This window comes from Amycolatopsis sp. NPDC005232, assembly GCF_040607795.1.
Taxonomy (GTDB): domain Bacteria; phylum Actinomycetota; class Actinomycetes; order Mycobacteriales; family Pseudonocardiaceae; genus Amycolatopsis.
Genome location: NZ_JBEXHL010000014.1, coordinates 135,558 through 155,103 on the forward strand (window position 1 = coordinate 135,558; position 19,546 = coordinate 155,103).

The window sequence follows — 19,546 nt, forward strand, 5'->3', positions numbered from 1 at the left end:
GGAAGGGCACTGTGCCAGAAATGCCGGGAGATCGGTAGTTCTTCACCGACCGGAAGTGGTTCTGGTTGGACGTCTTCGCTGGTCTGGACCCATGGTCGCGGCCTTGCTCCCGAGTCAGGAGGTGGTGGCCAAACCGAAGGGCAACACCGCCTTCGCGCCCGCCGCCAGACTTACCGCGGCTGCCGGCAGCGGCGATGGCCGATCGGGTGCCGGCGGGCTGGTCGCCCGTGTGCGCGGATCGCGGTTGCGGCGGCTCCGCGTGTCACTGCCGCCGAGCAGCTCGTCGGGTCGTGCGCGAGGTCAGGAGGTGCTGGCCAAACCGAAGGGCAACACCGCCTTCGCGCCCGCCTTGCGGAGGAGGCGGGAAGCCAGGGTCATGGTCCAGCCGGTGTCGATGACGTCGTCCACGAGGAGGATGGGGCCGGGGGTGTCGGCGACGCGGGCGGCGACGTCGTCGGGCAGGGAGAGGCGCTGCCAGAGGTCGGCGAGGCGCTGGGCGCTGTTGGCCTGCCGCGGGGGCGGGCCGGCGGAGTCCAGCGTGCCGAGGTGCTCCAGGCGGCCGACGGTCGCGAGCCGCTCCGCCAGGTTCGCCACCAGGACCGGCCGGGTCGCCGACGGCACGGCCACGACGGCCGTCGGGCGCTCCGCCCACGGCCACGCCGCCAGAACCTTCACGCAGGCCTGGAACACCGACTCCGGAACCATGTCGTCCACCGCGCCCGGCCCGACGAGCTCGCGCAGCCGCGAGCCCCAGCCGACGTCGGTGAGGCGGCCCAGCACCTGGCCCGGCTCGGCCTGCTCGGTGGCGGCGATGCGGCCCGACAGCGGCACGTCGAGCCCCTTCATTCCGCTGGGCCACTGTTTGCGCGGCGCCACCTCGACGCCCGGCCGGTCCAGCCGTTCGCGCGTGGCGCCCACGACCTCCTCCGACACCGCGGTGTCCCAGTGCTGCCCGGTGCAGTTGTCGCAGCGGCCGCACGGCGCCGCGTCCGGGTCGTCGAGCTGGCGGCGCAGGTACTCCATGCGGCAGCCGGTCGTGGCGATGTAGCCGAGCATCGCCGACTGCTCGGCCTCGCGCGCTTTCGCGACCCGGGCGTAGCGGTCGCGGTCGTACTGCCATTCCTGGCCCGTGCTCTCCCAGCCGCCGCGCACGCGCCGCACCGCGCCGTCGACGTCGAGCACCTTCAGCACCATCTCCAGCCGCGAGCGCGACAGCTCCACGGTCGGCTCCAGCGCGGCAGTCGACAGTGGACGGTCGGCGTACGCGAGCGAGTTCAGCACCTGCGACACCCGCAGCTCATCGGGGAACGCCAGCGAGCCGAAGTACGCCCAGATCGCCTTGTCCTCGCGGCCCGGCAAAAGCACGACCTCCGCGCGCTCCACACCGCGGCCCGCGCGCCCGACCTGCTGGTAGTAAGCGATCGGCGACGACGGCGCGCCCAGGTGCACCACGAACCCGAGGTCCGGTTTGTCGAAGCCCATCCCGAGCGCCGACGTGGCCACGAGCGCCTTGACCCGGTTGGCCAGCAGGTCGTCTTCCGCGGCCTGGCGGTCGGCCGGATCGGTCTTGCCCGTGTACGCCGCCACCGGGTAGCCGCGCTCGCCGAGCAGCGCCGCGACGTCGTGGGCCGCCGCGACCGTGAGCGTGTAGATGATGCCGGACCCGGGCAGCTCGGCCAAGTGCTCGGCGAGCCACGCCAGACGCGCCTGGTCGGTCGGCAGTTCGGCCACGGCCAGCCGCAGGCTCTCGCGGTCGAGCGGACCGCGCAGCACGAGCGTGTCGCCGCCGGTGCCGATGCCGAGCTGGTCGGCGACGTCGGTGGCCACGCGGTCGTTGGCCGTCGCCGTCGTGGCCAGCACCGGCACGCCGTCGGGCAGGTCGCCCAGCAGCGTGCGCAGCCGGCGGTAGTCGGGCCGGAAGTCGTGGCCCCAGTCCGAGATGCAGTGCGCCTCGTCCACCACGAGCAGCCCGGCGCTCGCGGTGAGCTTCGGCAGCACGGCGTCGCGGAAATCGGGGTTGTTGAGCCGTTCGGGGCTCACCAGCAGCACGTCGACGTCGCCGGCAACCACCGACGCCTGCACCTGGTCCCACTCCTGCGCGTTGGCCGAGTTGATCGTGGCCGCGTGGATCCCGGCGCGCGCGGCCGCCGAGATCTGGTTGCGCATGAGCGCCAGCAGGGGCGAGACGATGACGGTCGGACCGGCGCCCTGCTCGCGGAGCAGGGCCGTGGCCAGGAAGTACACGGCCGACTTGCCCCACCCGGTGCGCTGCACGACGAGCGCGCGCCGGTGGTGGGCGACGAGGGCCTCGATCGCCGTCCACTGGTCTTCGCGCAGGGTCGCGGTTTCGCCGGCGAGCGACCGCAGCAGGGTCTCGGCACGCTCGCGAAGGGCTTCGGTGGTGTCCACGTCCCCGGTCTACCCCATGCGGCCGACAGAACGGGAGTCGGACGGGGCACGAACGGACCGTTCGCGATCGAATACCCACAGTTATGTGAGTCAAGTCACAATCAGGACTCGCGTAAGGCGCCCGGCGTTCCGAGCTCTCCTCGGCAACCGGTGCCTCTCGGGGGAGGTGACCGGTCGCCCGGCGATGCCCCCTTGACCGCCGGAGCGTGGCGCGCGGGCCCGGCCTCCTCCTGGGGAGCGGGAAGGCCGGGTTCGCGCGTTGCCGATCCGGCCAAAAGCAGGTGGGCACCCAACCGGACGCCGCCGCGTCACAAAACCGTTCCGGCCGTGGCTGTGGTCGGAGTGGTAACACGCAGCACAGTGCGCAGGTCGCAGCTCGAACGGGGAGCCCTCGCGCGCTCGCGCGTATTAGGCTCACCGGCTATGTCACCACGCCGGATCGGGGTCATGGGCGGCACGTTCGACCCCGTGCACCACGGTCACCTCGTCGCGGCCAGCGAGGTCCAGTCGCGCTTCGCGCTGGACGAGGTCATCTTCGTCCCGACCGGGCAGCCGTGGCAGAAGTCCGAGCGCGTCGTGACCCGCGCCGAGGACCGCTACCTGATGACGGTGATCGCCACCGCGTCCAACCCGGTGTTCTCCGTGAGCCGCGTCGACATCGACCGCGGCGGCCAGACCTACACCGTCGACACGTTGCGGGACCTGCACGAGGAGTACCCGGACGACCAGCTGTTCTTCATCACCGGCGCCGACGCGCTGGAGCAGATCCTCACCTGGCACAAGGCCGACGAGCTGTTCAACTTCGCGCACTTCATCGGCGTCACACGCCCCGGCTACCGCCTCAACTCCCACCACCTGCCGAGCGGCAAAGTCAGCCTCGTCGAGGTCACGGCGATGGCGATCTCGTCCACCGCCTGCCGCGAGCGGGTGGAGCGCGGCGAGCCCGTCTGGTACCTCGTGCCCGACGGCGTGGTCCGCTACATCGCCAAGAAGGACCTGTACCGCAAAGACCGAGGTGAGTGACCGGGTACCCTCGTCCGGGCGTACCCCGAACCCTGAAGGAGCACTGTGGCAGCGACGTCCGAGGCACGAGAGCTGGCCGTCGCGGCCGCGCACGCGGCAGCCGACAAGCTGGCCAGCGACGTGGTCGTGCTGGACGTGTCCGACCAGCTCGTGATCACCGACGCTTTCGTGATCGCGTCCGCGGCCAACGAGCGGCAGGTCGGTGCGATCGTCGACAACGTCGAGGAGAAGCTGCGCATCGGCGGGCACAAGCCGGTCCGCCGCGAAGGTGCCCGCGAAGGCCGCTGGGTGCTGCTGGACTACGTCGACGTCGTCGTCCACGTGCAGCACCAGGAAGAGCGCTCGTTCTACGGCCTGGAGCGGCTGTGGAAGGACTGCCCGCGCATCGAGGTCGAAGGGCTCGAGCCCGCCGCCGCGGCCGATCGCGACGCCGCCGCGGACAGCGCGGACGGCCTGGACGCGTGAGCCTGAAGCGGCTGCTGCTCTGGCGGCACGGCGAAACGGACTACAACGCCGCCGGCCGCATGCAGGGACACCTCGACTCCGCGCTGACCCCGGTCGGCTGGAACCAGGCGCGCTTCGCCGTTCCCGCGCTCGCGCGGTTCTCGCCCGATCTGGTGATCGCGTCGGACCTGCACCGCGCGACCGACACGGCCACCGTGCTCACCGAAGCCATCGGCGTGCCGCTGCGCATCGACAAGCGGCTGCGCGAGACGCACCTGGGTGAGTGGCAGGGCATGACCGGCCCCGAGGTCGACGCCGCGTACCCCGGTGAGCGCGACAAGTGGCGCACCGACGCCGCGTGGGCGCCGCCGGGCGGAGAGTCCCGAGTGGACGTCGCCGGTCGCGCGGGCGAGGTCGTGAACGACCTGCTGCAGCCGAATTCCGACGCCGGCGAGTCGGTGCTGCTCGCGTCGCACGGTGGTCTGATCGTGGCGCTCACGGCGAAGCTGCTCGGCCTGCCGATCGAGATCTGGCCGTCGCTCGGCGGGATCATGAACTGCCACTGGGTGGAGCTCGGCCGCCGCGACGGCGCCTGGCGGCTGTATGCGTACAACGCGGGGATCACCGGCTGATCGATGGGCCCGCACCTGCTCGTCTTCGGTGATTCGCTGAGCTTCCACGGACCCGTTGGGCCCTGTGCCGCGGACGAACCACGCCTGTGGCCCAACGTCGCGGCCACCGCGCTCGACGGGCGCGCCGACGTGGTCGCCGGCATCGGCTGGACCGCGCGCGACGTGTGGTGGTCCCTGACCGGTGACCCCCGAGTGTGGGCCGATCTGCACCACGCGGACGCCGTCGTGCTGGCGATCGGCAGCATGGACACGCTCCCGTCGCCGCTGCCGACGTACCTCCGCACCGGCTTGCGTTACCTCCGTCCCGACGGTGTGCGCCGCGTCGTGCGCGGCGCGTATCTGGCCGCGCAACCGCGGTTGTCCGTCGTGTTGCGGGGCCGGCCCACGGTGCTGCCCGCGAAGCTGACCGTGCACTACCTCGACCTCGCCGTGGAGGCGTTGCGCGTGTTGCGGCCCGAGCTGCCGATCTTCGGGATGCTGCCGTCGGTGCACCGCGCCGACGCGTACGGCCGCGTCCACACCGCCCGCCCTGCCGCGGCCGCCGCGATGGCCGCGTGGGGCGCGCGCCTGGACGTGCCGCTGCTCGATCTCCCCGCCGTCGTGGGTGATCACGTGCTCGACGGCGAGGGCAACCCCGACGGCATGCACTGGGGCTGGGCGGGCCACGAAGCAGTCGGCACGGCCATGGCGAAGCTGATGACACCGTCTTTGCGCCCCGGCCACGTAGGCTGACGGCGTGTCGGTAGCCGTGGTCACGGACTCCACCGCTCATCTGCCGGAGGGCTTCGCCGACCGGCACTCGGTGCGCGTGGTGCCCCTGCACGTCCTCGTCGACGGTGCCGTCTCCTACGACGGCACCGAGATGGGCCCCGCCGCGCTCGCGGAAGCGCTGGGGGAGCGCAAAATCGTCACCACGTCACGGCCCACGCCCGGCGAGTTCGCGACCGTCTTCCAGGCCGCGCTCGACGACGGCGCCGAGTCCGTGGTGTCGGTGCATCTGTCCAAAGAGCTCTCCGGCACGTGGGAAGCCGCCGTGCTCGCCGCCCAGGAAGTCGGTCCGGACCTCGTGCGCGTGGTCGACTCCCGCACCACGGCCATGGGGCTCGGGTTCGCCGCGCTGCACGCCGCGGTGGCCGCCACCGCGGGCAAGTCGGCGGTCGACGTCGAGGCGGCCGCGGTCGACGCCGCCGGGCGCTCTTCCACGCTCTTCGTGGTCGAGACGCTCGAGCACCTGCGCCGTGGGGGCCGCATCGGGCCGGCCGCGGCGCTGCTGGGCACGGCGCTCGCGGTGAAGCCGGTGTTGCACATGTCCGAAGGGCGCATCCTTCCGCTGGAAAAGGTCCGGACCATGAACCGGGCCATGGGGCGGCTGGTCGAGCTCGCGGTGAAGGCGGCCGGTGAAGGCCCGGTCGAGCTCGCCGTGCACCACCTCGCCTCGCCGGAACGAGCTGTCGAGCTGGCCAACCGCCTGGAGGAAGCCGTGCCCGGCTGCGCCGGCGGCTGCGTGGTGTCGGAGCTGGGCGCCGTGATCGGCGCGCACACCGGACCGGGCGTGCTCGGGGTGGTCGTGCAGCGGGAGCGGTGATCCTCCTTGGCCGGTAAGGGTTTTCAGCCCTTGCCGGTGGCGAAGCCCGCGAGGAACAGCTCCAGCCACCGTGCCCGCACCGCCGGCTCGACGTCCGTTGGCGCCGTGAGGATGAGCAGGTAGAAGTCGTCGGCGGTCACGTCCTCACGCAGCCTGCCGTCGCGCTGGGCGACCTTGATCATCCGCGTTGTGGCCGCGCGGCTGCGGCTCTCCTGTTCGGGTGTGAGGTACTCCGCCCCGACGTTCTGCGCCGCGGCCTTCACCGCCCGGTCGTCGGCCGCCGCGTCGACGATGTGGCTCACCAGCGCCGAGATCTCGCCCATCGCGTCGGCGCCGCCGGCCACCCGCTCGGCCGCCGCCTCGATCGCCTCGGTGATCAGTTCGCTGTGCTCGCCGATCACCGCCGTGACGAGGTCGGTTTTCGTCGGGAAGTGCCGGTACAACGTGCCCACGGCGACCCCCGCGGCCTCGGCGATCGTGTCCATCGGGACGTCGGGGCCGAGCCGGGTGATCTGCTCCCGCGCCGCGTCGAGGATCTTCGTGCGGTTGCGCACCGCGTCGGCGCGCAGCGGGCGGGACGGCTCCATCGGCTCTCCGTGGTCAGCTCGCGAGGGCCCTCATGATCAGGGTGTCGAAAGCGCGGTCGGGCAGGGCGCGGCGCAGGAAAATCAAGGGCTTCGCGCCGAAACCCGCAGCGTAACGTGTGCGCGGGCGCCGAGCAGTCGCAGCCTTGGCGACGGTCTTCGCGATCACGGACGGCCGGGACATCATCCGCGCGTTGATGCCCGAGTTCATGCCCTTCGCCAGCTTCCCGGCCAGGTCCGAATACGCGCCCTCGCCGGAGACCTCCGTCAAGTGGTCCACGGCGATGTTGCCCCACTCCGTCGCGATTCCGCCGGGCTCGACCACGACCACGTCGATCCCGAACGGCCGCACCTCCATCCGCAGCGAGTCGGAGAACCCCTCCAGGGCGAACTTCGTGCCGTGGTACCAGGCGCCCAGCGGGGTGTAGATCTTGCCGCCCATCGAGGAGATGTTCACGATCCGGCCCGAGCGTTGCGCTCGCATCACCGGCAGCACGAGCTGGATCAGCCGCGCGGCCCCGAACACGTTCACCTCGAACTGGTAGCGGGCCTCCGACAAGGGCACGTCTTCGACCGCGCCATACGAGCCGTAGCCGGCGTTGTTCACCAGCAGATCGATCCGGCCGGACTCCGCGACGATCGCCGCCACGGCCTTCTCCACCGACTCCTCGTCCGTCACGTCCAGCGCGATCGTCCGCACTCCGCGTTCGGCGAGGTCCGCCATCCGCTCCACCCTTCGCGCGGCGCCATAGACCGTGTAACCACGCTCCAGCAGCTCTCGCGCGGTGGACTCTCCGATACCCGACGACGCGCCCGTGACCAGGGCGACCTTGGGGGCCATGACCGTCACCTCCTGAATGTGAACCAGGACTCAGGTTTATCATGAGTCATCGTTCACTTTCAACCGGGTGGATTTCACGGAGGTTGTTTTCGGCAGTGTCACCGTCGACGGCGGCGAACGAGTGGTGCTCGTGCGTCACCACCCAGCGGCCCTGGTCCTTGCGTAGGCCGATGGTCAGCCGAAGGTGATGGCCCGGTGGATCGGCGGAGGTGCCGCAGCGTAGGAGTGCCCAGGCGAACGCCACGTCGTCGCCCGCGGTCACGTCGAGCTCCAGGATGGTGAACGTCGCGCCTTCCGCTTGCCAAACGAAAAACGGTGGCCAGGTCTCGCGGTACGCGTCGATCCCGCGGACTCCTTCGTGGGGCGGCGGGACGTCGAACATCACGATGCCCTCGGAGTGGTCGGCGAGGACGCCGTCGAGATCTCCCGTGTGAACGGCAGTGGCCCAGTTTTCGATCAGGGCGCGGATCTCGGCTTCGTTCGTCATGGTGGGTCCTTCCCGCGGAGCGCCGTCGAGGGTGGCGATGGGCGTCAGCATCGCACCGGGGGCCGACCGGAACCGGCGTTCAGCGGTCGCCGAGGCCGAGTTGTCCACAAGGGGGCAGTTATCCACAGGCTGGCGGATTCGGCCTGGTGGCCGGTGTCGATCAGCGCCTAGCGTCGCACGTGTGTTCGAGCAGACCGCCCGTGATCCGGGCACTCCCGTGAACGCCAGGCTCGCCTGGCTGGCCGACCAGTTGGCGGCGGGCCCACGCACCGTCGGGCCCGGCGGCCGGCTGGTCCGGCGCTGGCTGCCCGGCGGCGCCGATCCGGCCCACCCGGGTCTGCCCGGCGTGCTGAAAAGTCCCCGAGTCCTCGTCGTGCTGGGGCTGGTGGTCGTGGCTGTGCTGATCGCCGCGGGCTTCGCGGTGTTCAGCGGCTCGCCCGCGATGGAGGTGGCGCCGTCGCTGCCGAGCGCGAAAGCGCACCCTTCCGTCGCGGCGCCGGCGTCTTCGGCGTCTTCGGCGTCCGCGACGCTGGTGATCAGCGTGATCGGCCACGTCCGCGCGCCCGGCCTCGTCACCGTTCCGGCCGGCTCGCGGGTGGCCGACGCGGTGCGGGCCGCCGGCGGCGCGGACCCCGGCACTGATCTGTCGAGCCTGAACCTCGCCCGCAAGCTCACCGATGGCGAGCAGTTGGCCGTCGGAATCACGGTCGCGTCCTCGGCACCGGCCGGCGCCGGCGCGGCTCCGGGCAAACTCGACCTCAACTCGGCCACCCCCGAGCAACTCGACACCCTGCCCGGCGTCGGCGAGGTCACCGCCGGCCGCATCATCGACTGGCGCACGCAGCACGGCGGCTTCTCCAGCGTCGAACAACTTCGCGACGTCGAAGGCATCGGCGAAAGCAAGTTCGAGAAGCTGCGCGAGCAGGTGACGGTCGGATGATGTTCGTCCAGCCGGAAGCCGCGCCGTCGTGGCGTGACCACGACCTTCGGCTCGTCCCGGCAGCGTTGGCGGCCTGGGGCGGCACCCTGGCGGGCCTGCGGCTCGGGTGGTGGGCGGCCGAGGTTTTCGGGGTTGTGGCAGCGGTTTTGTCGGCGGTATTGCTCGCGCGGCGGCGTGGGCGGTGGCTCGGCGCGGCCGGCGCGCTGTTGGTTTTGGGGCTCGTCGTGGCGCTGCCGACGGCGTGGCGCATCCGGGGAGCTGAACAGGACACGCTCGGCCAAGCCGCAGCGCACGGCGTGACCGCCACGCTCCGCGTCGAGGTCACCGAGCGGCCGCGGCCGATCCACAGCGCGGGCTACGCCGATCAGCAGGCGGGTACCCGATCGGTCGTCATCGACGCCCGGGTTGAATCGGCCACTGTGGACGGTCGGGCGGTGGAGTCCACCGGCCGGGTCCTGCTGCTCGCGCCGGTGGCCGGATGGGGTGATCTCCTGCCGGGCCAGGAGGTCACGGCGTCGGGTCGCCTGGCGCCGGCACGCGGGGGTGAGCTGACGGCGGCGGTCGTCTACCTTCAGGGCGCTCCGGTCGGGGTCACGCGGGCGCCGTGGTGGCAGCGGGCGGCCGCGGCGTTGCGAGCAGGGCTGCACGAGTTGTGCGCGGTGTTGCCGGAGGAGCCTGCGGGGTTGCTGCCCGGACTGGTGTTGGGCGATACGAGTGCGTTGCCCGAGCAGGTCGAGCAGGAGTTCACGGAGTCGGGGCTCACGCACTTGATGGCTGTGAGCGGCGGGAACGTGGCGATCATCTGCGGCGCGGTGTTGCTGTTGTGCCGGTTGCTCCGCATCGGGCCCCGGGTGTCCGCCGTCGCGGCGGGATTGTGCCTGGGCGGTTTCCTGATTCTCGTCGGTCCGGCGCCGAGTGTGCTGCGGGCCGGGGTGATGGGCGGAGTGGCGCTGCTGGCGCTGGCGCTGGGCCGTCGTGGATCCGCGTTGCCGGCGCTGGCGTTCTCGGTGTGCGTGCTCGTCGCGTGGGATCCGGTGATGGCGGCGGACTTCGGGTTCGCGTTGTCGGTGTTCGCGACGGCCGGGCTGGTGCTGCTGGCGCCGCGATGGGCGGATTCGCTGGTACGCCGGGGGATTCCGCCGGGGTACGCGGAAGGGATCGCGGTGCCGTTGGCGGCGTTCGTGGTCACCGCGCCGGTGATCGCGGGCATGGCGGGCACGGTGAGTCTCGTCTCGGTGGTGACCAACGTGCTCGCGGCGCCGGTCGTCGCGCCGGTCACGGTGCTCGGGGTGCTGGCCACGGTGGTCGGGCCGTGGTGGCCCGGGGCCGGGCACGTGCTGGTGCACCTGGCCGATCCGGAGGCTCGCTGGCTGATCACCGTCGCGCGACACGGGGCCCGTGCGCCGGGTGCGGTGCTGACGTGGCCCGGTGGCTGGTGGGGTGGGGTGTGCGCGGCCGCGGTGCTGGTCGTGGTGGTGGTCGCGTTCCGGTTCCGGCGCGCGCGGCTGCTGGTGGCGATGGGGCTGGTGGCGGTGCTGCTGATCGTGGTGCCGCCGCGGGTGCTCTCGCCCGGCTGGCCGCCGAAGGGCTGGGCGATGGTGGAGTGCGACGTCGGCCAGGGCGACGCCGAGGTGCTGGCCACGGCCGAGCCCGGGCGGGCGGTGGTCGTGGACACCGGGCCGGAACCGGGGCCGGTGGACGAGTGCCTGCGGCGGCTCGGCGTGGAGCGGATCCCGCTGCTGGTGCTCAGCCACCTGCACGCCGACCACATCGGCGGGCTGTCGTCGGTGTTCGACGGCCGGGCCGTGGGGGCGATCGCCGTCGGGCCCGGGCGGGCGCCGGCGTGGGCGTGGCAGCAGGTGTCGCAGGAGGCGGCGACGCACCACGTTCCGCTGCTGGAGCTGAGCGACGGGCAGCGGCTCGACTGGCCGGGGCTGTCGCTGGACGTGCTCGGACCGCGCTACGTCACGGCTCGGGCGGCCGCCCTGCAGGACGGCACGATGATCAACAACAGTTCCGTGGTGCTCCGCGCGACCACGGCCGCGGGGAGGGTGCTGCTGACCGGAGACGTGGAGCTGGCCGCGCAGGCCGACCTGTTGGCCGAGGGGGTGGACCTGCATGCCGACGTGCTGAAAGTTCCCCACCACGGCTCGCGTTACTCGTTGCCTCAGTTCCTCGAGGCGGTGGGCGCGCGGGCGGCGATGATCAGCGTGGGCGCAGGCAACAGCTACGGGCACCCGGCGAAGTCCACAGTGGACGTGCTGGGCACGTTGGGTGTGCTCGTGACGCGGACCGATGTGGACGGCGACACGGCCGTGCTGCCCGGCGACGGCGGGCCGGCGGTGGCGCGCCGGGGTGAGCCGCGCGGGCCGCCCCGGTAGGGGAGCGGCCCGCGGGCCCGGCGGTCAGAGGCCGAGGGCCTTGCTCACGGCTTCGGCCGACGGCGGCACGGTGGCCTTGGGGCCGATGCGGCCTTCGAGGGCGTCGAGCGTCTTGAGGCCGTCGCCGGTGATGAGCAGCACGGTCTCGGCGTCGGGGTCGATCTTGCCGGCCTCGATGAGCTTCTTGGCGGTCGCGACGGTGACGCCGCCCGCGGTCTCGGTGAAGATGCCCTCGGTGCGTGCGAGCAGCTGGATGCCCGCGACGACCTCCTCGTCGCTCACGTCCTCGATCGCGCCGCCGGTGCGGTTGACGACGTCGAGCACGTAGGGGCCGTCGGCGGGGTTCCCGATCGCGAGCGAGCGGGCGATGGTGTCGGGCTTCACGGGCTGGACCACGTCGTGGCCGGCGCGGAACGCGGCCGAGACGGGGGAGCAGCCGGTGGCCTGCGCGCCGAACACCTTGTAGGGGCTGGCTTCCACAAGGCCGAGCTGGCCGAGCTCCCGGAAACCCTTGTCCACCTTGGTCAGCTGCGAGCCCGACGCGATCGGCACCACGATCTGCTCCGGCAGGCGCCAGCCGAGCTGCTCGGCGACCTCGTAGCCGAGCGTCTTGGAGCCTTCGGAGTAGTAGGGGCGCACGTTGACGTTGACGAACGCCCACGTCGGGTGCTCACCGGCGAGCTCGGTGGCGAGGCGGTTGACGTCGTCGTAGTTGCCGTCGACGGCGATCAGGTCACCGTCGTAGACGGCGGTGGTGAGGATCTTGGCGCGTTCGAGCGACTTCGGGATCAGCACGACCGACCGCCAGCCGGCGCGGGCCGCGGCGGCGGCCGTCGCGTTGGCCAGGTTGCCAGTCGAGGGACACGCGAGGACCTCGAAGCCGAACTCGCGGGCCGCGGCCAGCGCGACGGCGACCACGCGGTCCTTGAAGGAGTGCGTGGGGTTGCCGGTGTCGTCCTTGACCCACAGGGACTTCAGGCCCAGGGCCTTGGCGAGGCGGTCGGCCTTCACCAGGCGGGTGGCGCCGGGTTCGGTGTTCGGGATCTCCTCGACGGTCGAGGGGACGGGAAGGAGCTTCTTGTAGCGCCAGATGTTCTTGGGGCCTGCCTCGATGTCTTCGCGGCGCACGCGGCCGAAGTCGTAGGCGACCTCGAGCGGCGAGAAGTCCTCCGCGGAGACGAACTCCGGGGCGAGCGGCTGCCGGTGGCCCTCTTCCTTCGACACCAGTTCGACGGCCGGACCGAGGTCCAGGGTCTTCTTGGTGGAGGTCGTGCCGAGGGTAACGGTCATCGCGAGGTTCCTTTCCTCATCTGCCCCGCAAAAGCGGGCCGGAATTGGCACCGTGGTCGTCAGCTATCCCGCAAATTCGGGAAGACAGGCTGTACGCCGGTTGCCGGGGCTTCTTCGGGCCGTTCCCTCTGCCCCTCTGGATGAGCGGTCTTCAGTTGTCGGCGCGCCTCGCTGGGCGCTGCCTCGGGTACACCGTACGACATGGCGATCACCTCGTGCCACGGTGGCGGCGCACATCACCGCAGCGGGCGCGGGGCCGGGCGGGTGAGAGGATGGCGGGGTGACCACCGCACCCGCGCCGCTCCACCTCGTCCTCGGTGAGGAAGAACTGCTCATCGAGCGGGCTGTCCGCTCGTCGCTGGACGCCGCGCGGGCCGTGGACTCGACGGCCGAGATGACGCGCAACCGGGTGTCCGAACTCACACCGCCCGTGCTCGCCGAGCTGGTGAGTCCCTCTCTGTTCAGCGAGGGACGGGTCATCGTGCTCGACTCGGCGCAGGACATCTCACAGGAGCTGGCGGACGCGGTGATGGCGTACCTCAAGGCGCCCGCCGACGGGATCGTGCTCGTGGTCGTGCACAACGGCGGCGGCCGCAGCAAGGCGGCCAAGGCGCTGCCCGCGGCGCTGAAAAAGGCGGGCGCGGAGATCACCGAGTGCCCGAAGCTCACGAAGGCCGCCGATCGGGAGTCGTTCGTGCGCAACGAGGTGCGCCGCGTCGGCGGCAAGATCGACGCCGCGGGGGTGATGGCGCTGATGGACACCGTCGGCTCCGACCTGCGCGAGCTGTCCTCCGCGGCGACGCAGCTCGTCGCCGACACCGGTGGCGCCATCGACGAGCAGGCCGTGCGCCGCTACCACACCGGCCGCGCCGACGTGACCGGCTTCGCCGTGGCGGAGAAGGCTGTGGGCGGCGACCGCGCGGCGGCCCTGGAGTCGCTGCGCTGGGCCATGCAGCTGGGCGTGCCGCACGTCCTGGTTGCCGACGCCCTCGCGGACGCGGTGCGCACAATCGCCCGCGTGTCCGCCGCCGGCCGCGGCAACCCGAACCAGATGGCCGGTGAGCTGGGCATGCCGCCGTGGAAGATCCGCAAGGCGCAGGGCCAGTCGCGCGGCTGGGGCCAGGACGGCCTTGCCACCGCGATGCGCGTGGTCGCCCGCCTGAACGCCGAGGTCAAGGGTGTGGCGGCGGACGCGGACTACGCCCTGGAACGCGCCGTCGTCGAGGTCGTCGCCGCCAAGGGTGAACGCTGACGCTGCTCGGCGGGCAGGGTTCGAGCCACCGGCATCGGGCCCGAGGCACAGCCGCTGCGAGATGGCCGGGCGGGACCGCTGGTCGGGTGCGCGGACTTCGCAACAGCCACCGCCGGCCGATCGACCGTCGCCGCGGTTTCTCAGCGCACAGGCACGCTGCTCGCAGGGGAGCAGGAGAACGCACGGAAAAGCCCGGCGACCAGTGGGTCGCCGGGCCCTTTCAGGTCTGGCAGGGTGCTGCGATCAGCTCAGAGCTGGTTCGCGCGCTTCGCGAGAGCCGACTTCTTGTTGGCGGCCTGGTTGGCGTGGATGACGCCCTTGGTGACGGCCTTGTCGAGCTTGCGGGCGGCGTCGCGCTGGAGTTCGAGGGCCTTGGTCTTGTCGCCGGAGTCGGCGGCCTCACGGAACTTGCGGATCGCGGTCTTCACCGAGGAGCGGATCGCCAGGTTGCGCTGACGGGCCTTCTCGTTGGTGGTGATGCGCTTGATCTGGGACTTGATGTTGGCCATGAAGGCGTCCTGCTTTCGTCTCGGTGAAGGTCGTTGCCGCGTCGAAGTGGCTCCGGGCGCCTGGCGTGAAGACAAGCGCGGCCGGGTTTCCTCCCTGACGGAATGCCGCACGGCAACGACGAGAAAGCCTAACAGGCCTGCTCGCGGGCCCCTCGGGCGGCCCGGAGTGATCGGTTCGGCTACCGTGGAGAACGTAGTGCCTAGGGTTCCGCTGCCGGCCCGCCGCGCCAACGCGAGACGAGACGCAAGACAAGCAGGGCCGGCGGGACAGGTCCGAGCGGCACCATCGGCGCGGCCCGACGCCCGCCGTTCATCTGACGGGACAAAAGCCTGGAGGACCCGGCCTTCCGCGTGCGCGGAAGACCCGAAGGGGTCCGGTGAACACCACAGCTCTGTCGTTCGTCCTCATCGCCGCCGTCGTGCACGCGGGGTGGAACCTCGCCGCGAAGCGCGTCACCTTCGGCGGGCCGCGGTTCGTGTGGCTGTACTACACCGTCTCCGCCGTGGTGCTGCTTCCCGTGGTCATCACGGCACTCCTGGTCGAAAACGAACGTCCACAGTGGACCTGGCTGCTCGCCGCCGGGGTGACAGCCGTGCTGCACGTGGCGTACGGCACAGTGCTGCAGCGCGGGTACGCCGTCGGCGACCTGTCGATCGTCTACCCGCTCGCGCGCGGCACCGGGCCGCTGCTGTCGGTGCTGGCAGCGGTGCTCGTGCTGCACGAGCACCCCGGCGTGCTGGGCCTGATCGGGGCGTTCCTCGTGGTGGCGGGCGTGCTCGTGATCAGCCTCGGCGGCAGCAAGGCCGACGTCAAAGCGCGCCGCGCCGGTGTGTTCTACGGCGTGCTCACCGGGGCGACCATCGCGGCCTACACGCTCTGGGACGCCCACTCGGTGACGACGCTCGCGGTGCCGCCCCTCGTGTACTTCGGCTGCGGCGCGCTGGTGCAGAGCGTGCTGCTGGCGCCCGCGGCCCTGCGTGACCGGGCCGAGGTCGCGAAGCTCTGGCGCGAGCACCGCAAGGAGACGCTGATCGTCGGGATCGCCTCACCCGCGGCGTACCTGCTGGTGCTGTACGCGCTGCGGATGGCGCCGGTCAGCCTGGTCGCCCCGGCGCGGGAGCTGTCGATCGTGCTGGGCGGGCTCGCGGCGTGGTTCGTGCTCGGTGAGCGGAACGCGGCGCGCCGGCTGGTGGGCTCGCTGGTGGTGCTGGCCGGGATCGTCGCGATTGCGGTGGCCTGAGCCACTCGGGTAGGCAGGACGCATGGACGTACTGAGCAGCCGGGTGCTGATCCACCCGCGCGACCTGGAGGCCTCGACCGCGTTCTACCGGGACACGCTCGGGCTGGCGATCCAGCGCGAGTTCCCCGGTGGCACGGTCTTCTTCGCGGGCGGCGGTTCGATCGAGGTCGTGGGCAGCAACGACGCCAACCCTTCGGCGGCCGTCGACCTGTGGCTGCAGGTCCGCGACCTGCCGGCGACGCTCGAGGAGCTGGCCGCGCGCGGCGTCACGCCGGTCCGCGGGGCGCGCCGCGAGCCGTGGGGGCTGGACGAGGCCTGGATCGCCGACCCGGACGGCCTGCGCATCGTCCTGGTGCAGGTGCCGCCCGACCACCCGCTGCGGACGGACTCGCGCTAGGCGTGGGCCAGTGGCGCGAGGTCGAGCAGCGAATCGTGGCCTTGCGGCAACGTGAGCGGCGGAGGCAGGCCTGACCGGGCCACGGGTTGGGTGCCCCGACACGGACGGTGCCGCCCACGTGACGGCGCGCCACCGGGTGCCGCGTCCGGCGACACCCGGCCCCGATCGGCGGGCAAGTGATCCGGGCCGGCAGGACCACCGCAATCCGCTACGAGCGGTGCCGGCCCGGTGGGCTGGTCGGCCTTGACGTCGAAACGGCCGGCCGGATCCCCGGCGAGCCCACGGCTGTGCCCGGCGGGCAGCCACCCGTGACCGCGGCGTCAAGATCGGATACGACTACCTCCACTCCCGCCTGACTTGCTCCGGGATCCACGCCGACGGGAAAGGCCGACCTGCGCCGCGTGCCCTGCCCGCGCGATCACTTAAGCCGCCGACCAGGGCATCTTCGGCGAAACGGAAAGGGTCGACCGCCTCGACCGCACCCTAGGCCTCCGGCGGCCCCGCCGAGATCAGCTGTCCGGTCACGTGCCCGGCCGCCGGGGACGCGAGGAACGCGACGGTCGCCGCCACGCGCTCGCGGCGCAGCTCCGACTCGGCTGCGTCGGGAGCGTTCATCCGACCCGGGGACACGGCGTTCACCGTGATCCCTTCGGCGGCGTAGGCGGCGGAGAGGGCCTTGGTCAGCCCGACAACCCCGTGTTTGGCGGCGGAGAGGTGCACCCGCGACGGATCACCGCGCAGGGCGTTGGCGCCGATCATCGAGACGATGCGGCCACCGCCCGCGCGGCGCAAGTGCGGGAGGACGGCGTGGGCGCAGTGGAAAGCGCCGTCGAGGGTCACCGAGCGCACCGCCGCCCATTCGGCGAGCGTCAGTTCGTCGAACGGGACGCGGGTGCGCAGCGCGGCATTGTTCACCAGCACCCGCACCGGGCCGAGCTCGGCGGCCCGCTCGACCATGCCGGCGACGGCGGCCGGATCGGCGACGTCCGCGACCAGCCCGAGGGCCGGCACCCCGAGCGCGGCAATCTCCCCGGCGGTCTGCTGCGCCGTCGCGTGGTCCGAACCCGCGGTCACCACCACGCCGAAGCCGTCGGCAGCCAGCGCGAGGGCGATCGCACGGCCGAGGTTGCGCACGCCGCCCGTGACGATCGCGATCGGCGGGGTCACGAGACCGCTCCCGTCCGCCGGACCAGCGCGGCGAAGTCTTCGTCCGCGCTGATCCGCCAACAGAGGTCGAGCAGCTCCCGAGCCGGTTCCGCGCCCAACCGCGGCGCCGCGGTGTCGAGGAACTTCGCCGCGAGGTCGTCGTCCGGCAGCGGGTTGTCCGGCGTGCCGCGGTTGTCCGCCACGGACTCGGTGAACCGCTGCCCGTCAGAGGTCGTGACGGTGACGACGGCACCGCGTTTCGTCAGCGTCAGGTCGGCCACGACCGTGACCCGTTCCCGCACCTCCATCAGGACCGGGTCGGTCGCGCCGGCGTCGCTGAAGTGCTCGAGTCCCGGCCGCTGCGCCACCAGGGCCACCGCCGCGCCGTGGGTGAGGCTGAACTTCGCGTCGAGACCCGTGCGGGGCCGCACCTTACCGGTCACGGTCGCGGCGTAGGGGTGCACTCGTGCCTCCACTTCGGACACTTCCTCGGCCGTGAAGCCGTGGCGTGCGCGCAAGGTCCGGATCGCGTCGAGCGTGGGATGGGTGAGCGAGCCGCTCGGGTAGGCCTTGTACCCGTTGGCCAGGACGTGCCACGTCTTGTGGAGGCCTTCGGTGAGCCGGTCCGGTTTGGGTGCCGGCGAGAGCACCGCCAGGAATCCCCGCTCCCCCTCCAGGATGTCGGTGGAAGACGTGAATCCTTCGGCCGCGGCCAGCCCCGCCAGCAAGCCGTCCATCGCGGCCTTACCGGGGTGCAGGGCCTTTCCGTCGGTGCCGTAGACGTTCTTCAGCCCCGCGGCCTGTGTCCCCGCCGTCCCGAACGCCTGCGCCGTCACGTCCGGCGCCAGGCCGAGCAGATTCGCCGCGGCGGCCGCCGCGCCCAGGTGCCCGGTCGTGCCGGTGACATGCCAGCCCGCCTCGTAGTGCTCCGGTCCTGCCGCGAGCCCGACCCGGGTCTCCGTCTCGAATCCGGCGACGAACGCGGCCAAGGCCCGAGCGCCGCTGATCGGTACCTGCTCGGCCGACGCGAAGACCACCGGCCACACCGGCGCCGAACCGTGCACGGTCGTGCCACCGGGGTTGAACGTGTCGTCGTAGTCCTCGACGTGCGAGGCGAACCCGTTCACCAGAGCCGCGAACGGCGCCGAAGCCCGCTCGCGGCGGCCGATGAGCGTGGTGGTCCCGGGGCCGACGCGGCCGGCCACCCGCACCAGCGCCCCGGTTCCCGTCGCGGAGGCGCCCGCGAGCGCGCACGCCAGCCAGTCGATGAGCGCACGACGGGCCTCGTGCACCACCTGTTCCGGCAGGTCCTCGTAAGCCAGAGCCGACGCGAATGCCGCCAGCGACCGGGTCTCGTCCACTTTTTCGCTCTCCTGTCGGTCTTCCGTCACCGCGAAGCCAGCCCCAGCTGGTCCACCAGCTTCTTCAGCGAAGCCTGCTGCTGCGCCAGGTAGGTCCGGAACTGGTTCGCGTCCAGGAACTTGGTCACGTCACCGTCCGTCTCGGCGTACTTCTTCCAGTCCGGCCGCGTGCTCAGCTTCCGCAGCTGCTCCTGGTAGTAGGCCACGGTCTGCGCCGGCATGTCCGGCGGGCCCATGAACCCGCGGAACTCCTCGGGCAGGCCTTCGCTCGGCACGCCCTCTTCAGCCAGCGTCGGCACGTTCGGCAACGCTGCCAGCCGCTTGTCGCCGACCGCCCCGATCACGCGGATCGCGCCGGCCCGTACCTGCTCGCTGAAGTCGCCGGTGGACCCGATCATCATCTGGGCGTCGCCCCGCAGCAGCGACGCGATGCGCTGGCCGCTGTCGGAGAACGTCAGGAAGCTCCACTTCGTCTTGGTCCTCGACTGAAGTGCCTGTCCGGTCAGGGAATCTGTCGCGGTGACGGAGCCACCGACTTGCACGAGGCCGTCGGGGTGAGCCCGCGCGTCGGCGATGAAGTCGGCCGCCGTGTGGTACTTCGAGTCCGCTCGCACCGCCATCACTTGTGGCTCGACCAGCAGGCCGGCGATGGGCTGAACGTCGGAGACCGACACCGCGGCGCCGTCGAGGGTCAGCGGCGTGACGATCCACGTCGGCGTGATGGCCGCGATGGTGTCCTCACGGCCGCGCCGGCCCTTGAGGTACGACATCGCGCCGATGCCGGAGCCGGCGGTCTCGTTGCGGACCGGCCAGTTGGCGTCGATCAGCTTGTCGTCCTGGAGCATCTTCACGACCTGCCGGGCGAAGACGTCGCTGCCCCCGCCCGGACCGGTGTGGACCACGACCTCGGTCCGGCTCGGCACCCCGTTCGCGGAGTGCCGCTGCGCGATGCCGCAGCCGCTGAGGATCAGCGTCATCGCCGCGAGGCAGGCGCCCAATCTCAGGGAAGTGCGCATGGGATCTC

Annotated in this window: 19 protein-coding genes, 1 pseudogene and 1 riboswitch; of the genes and pseudogenes, 11 read left to right on the forward strand and 9 right to left on the reverse strand. The window is 71.8% G+C overall.

Annotation, left to right across the window (positions count from 1 at the left end; translation table 11 throughout):
• Positions 1-300 precede the first annotated feature (300 nt).
• Positions 301-2,409, reverse strand: a complete 2,109-nt coding sequence (locus ABZU76_RS26135; RefSeq protein ID WP_354873977.1) for a RecQ family ATP-dependent DNA helicase — start codon at positions 2,407-2,409, stop codon at positions 301-303.
• Positions 2,410-2,832: 423 nt separating this feature from the next.
• Here ABZU76_RS26135 and nadD point away from each other — a divergent pair, with 423 nt between their 5' ends.
• From nadD to ABZU76_RS26160, 5 genes are read left to right on the forward strand one after another with little or no spacing between them, the layout of a single operon-like run.
• Positions 2,833-3,432 (forward strand): nicotinate-nucleotide adenylyltransferase, encoded by a 600-nt coding sequence (gene nadD, locus ABZU76_RS26140; RefSeq protein WP_220242865.1) that lies wholly within the window; start codon positions 2,833-2,835, stop codon positions 3,430-3,432.
• Between the two features lie 45 nt (positions 3,433-3,477).
• Positions 3,478-3,897 (forward strand): ribosome silencing factor, encoded by a 420-nt coding sequence (gene rsfS / locus ABZU76_RS26145; RefSeq protein WP_220242864.1) that lies wholly within the window; start codon positions 3,478-3,480, stop codon positions 3,895-3,897.
• Entirely contained in the window at positions 3,894-4,508 is a 615-nt protein-coding gene (locus ABZU76_RS26150) for a histidine phosphatase family protein (RefSeq protein WP_354873980.1), read from the forward strand. The genes rsfS and ABZU76_RS26150 overlap by 4 nt, the downstream gene beginning before the upstream one ends.
• 3 nt (positions 4,509-4,511) lie before the next feature.
• On the forward strand, positions 4,512-5,240 hold the full coding sequence (gene octT / locus ABZU76_RS26155; RefSeq protein ID WP_354873982.1) for a diglucosylglycerate octanoyltransferase: 729 nt from the start codon (positions 4,512-4,514) through the stop codon (positions 5,238-5,240).
• Between the two features lie 4 nt (positions 5,241-5,244).
• On the forward strand, positions 5,245-6,093 hold the full coding sequence (locus tag ABZU76_RS26160) for a DegV family protein (protein ID WP_354873984.1): 849 nt from the start codon (positions 5,245-5,247) through the stop codon (positions 6,091-6,093).
• A gap of 23 nt (positions 6,094-6,116) precedes the next feature.
• Here ABZU76_RS26160 and ABZU76_RS26165 read toward each other — a convergent pair whose 3' ends face one another.
• Genes ABZU76_RS26165 through ABZU76_RS26175 form a run of 3 tightly spaced genes read right to left on the reverse strand, consistent with a single transcriptional unit; the run spans position 6,117 to position 8,005 of the window.
• A complete protein-coding gene (locus ABZU76_RS26165) occupies positions 6,117-6,680 on the reverse strand; it encodes a helix-turn-helix domain-containing protein (protein ID WP_354873986.1) in 564 nt (187 codons plus the stop codon).
• 13 nt (positions 6,681-6,693) lie between these two features.
• Entirely contained in the window at positions 6,694-7,518 is an 825-nt protein-coding gene (locus ABZU76_RS26170; protein ID WP_354873988.1) for an oxidoreductase, read from the reverse strand.
• 46 nt (positions 7,519-7,564) lie between these two features.
• A complete protein-coding gene (locus ABZU76_RS26175) occupies positions 7,565-8,005 on the reverse strand; it encodes a nuclear transport factor 2 family protein (protein ID WP_354873990.1) in 441 nt (146 codons plus the stop codon).
• Between the two features lie 181 nt (positions 8,006-8,186).
• Between ABZU76_RS26175 and ABZU76_RS26180 the strand changes: the two genes are divergently transcribed.
• The gene (locus ABZU76_RS26180) at positions 8,187-8,945 is read left to right on the forward strand and encodes a ComEA family DNA-binding protein (RefSeq protein ID WP_354873992.1); all 759 of its coding nucleotides are present in this window, start codon (positions 8,187-8,189) and stop codon (positions 8,943-8,945) included.
• A complete protein-coding gene (locus ABZU76_RS26185) occupies positions 8,945-11,326 on the forward strand; it encodes a ComEC/Rec2 family competence protein (RefSeq protein ID WP_354874208.1) in 2,382 nt (793 codons plus the stop codon). The genes ABZU76_RS26180 and ABZU76_RS26185 overlap by 1 nt, the downstream gene beginning before the upstream one ends.
• A 24-nt stretch (positions 11,327-11,350) precedes the next feature.
• Here the strand turns inward: ABZU76_RS26185 and thrC are convergent, their stop codons facing one another.
• The gene (gene thrC / locus ABZU76_RS26190; RefSeq protein WP_220242856.1) at positions 11,351-12,616 is read right to left on the reverse strand and encodes a threonine synthase; all 1,266 of its coding nucleotides are present in this window, start codon (positions 12,614-12,616) and stop codon (positions 11,351-11,353) included.
• Positions 12,617-12,629: 13 nt separating this feature from the next.
• Positions 12,630-12,763: riboswitch (SAM riboswitch) on the reverse strand.
• A gap of 133 nt (positions 12,764-12,896) precedes the next feature.
• Here thrC and holA point away from each other — a divergent pair.
• Complete coding sequence (gene holA, locus ABZU76_RS26195; protein ID WP_220242855.1) at positions 12,897-13,868, forward strand: DNA polymerase III subunit delta; 972 nt, start codon at positions 12,897-12,899, stop codon at positions 13,866-13,868.
• A gap of 248 nt (positions 13,869-14,116) precedes the next feature.
• Here the strand turns inward: holA and rpsT are convergent, their stop codons facing one another.
• On the reverse strand, positions 14,117-14,377 hold the full coding sequence (rpsT, locus tag ABZU76_RS26200) for a 30S ribosomal protein S20 (RefSeq protein WP_220242854.1): 261 nt from the start codon (positions 14,375-14,377) through the stop codon (positions 14,117-14,119).
• 377 nt (positions 14,378-14,754) lie between these two features.
• Here rpsT and ABZU76_RS26205 point away from each other — a divergent pair, with 377 nt between their 5' ends.
• The 3 genes and pseudogenes from ABZU76_RS26205 to ABZU76_RS26215 all read left to right on the forward strand — a co-directional run.
• Complete coding sequence (locus ABZU76_RS26205) at positions 14,755-15,618, forward strand: EamA family transporter (RefSeq protein ID WP_354873995.1); 864 nt, start codon at positions 14,755-14,757, stop codon at positions 15,616-15,618.
• A gap of 22 nt (positions 15,619-15,640) precedes the next feature.
• Positions 15,641-16,015 (forward strand): VOC family protein, encoded by a 375-nt coding sequence (locus ABZU76_RS26210; protein ID WP_354873997.1) that lies wholly within the window; start codon positions 15,641-15,643, stop codon positions 16,013-16,015.
• 161 nt (positions 16,016-16,176) lie between these two features.
• Positions 16,177-16,287, forward strand: a pseudogene (locus ABZU76_RS26215) (IS481 family transposase); the annotation flags it as partial.
• Between the two features lie 211 nt (positions 16,288-16,498).
• On the opposite strand, the gene ABZU76_RS26220 reads toward ABZU76_RS26215, so the two are convergent.
• From ABZU76_RS26220 to ABZU76_RS26230, 3 genes are read right to left on the reverse strand one after another with little or no spacing between them, the layout of a single operon-like run.
• Positions 16,499-17,182 (reverse strand): SDR family NAD(P)-dependent oxidoreductase, encoded by a 684-nt coding sequence (locus ABZU76_RS26220; protein WP_354873999.1) that lies wholly within the window; start codon positions 17,180-17,182, stop codon positions 16,499-16,501.
• Positions 17,179-18,522 (reverse strand): MmgE/PrpD family protein, encoded by a 1,344-nt coding sequence (locus tag ABZU76_RS26225; protein ID WP_354874001.1) that lies wholly within the window; start codon positions 18,520-18,522, stop codon positions 17,179-17,181. Before ABZU76_RS26225 ends, ABZU76_RS26220 begins: the two co-directional genes overlap by 4 nt.
• 26 nt (positions 18,523-18,548) lie before the next feature.
• A complete protein-coding gene (locus tag ABZU76_RS26230; RefSeq protein ID WP_354874003.1) occupies positions 18,549-19,538 on the reverse strand; it encodes a tripartite tricarboxylate transporter substrate binding protein in 990 nt (329 codons plus the stop codon).
• Positions 19,539-19,546 lie beyond the last annotated feature (8 nt).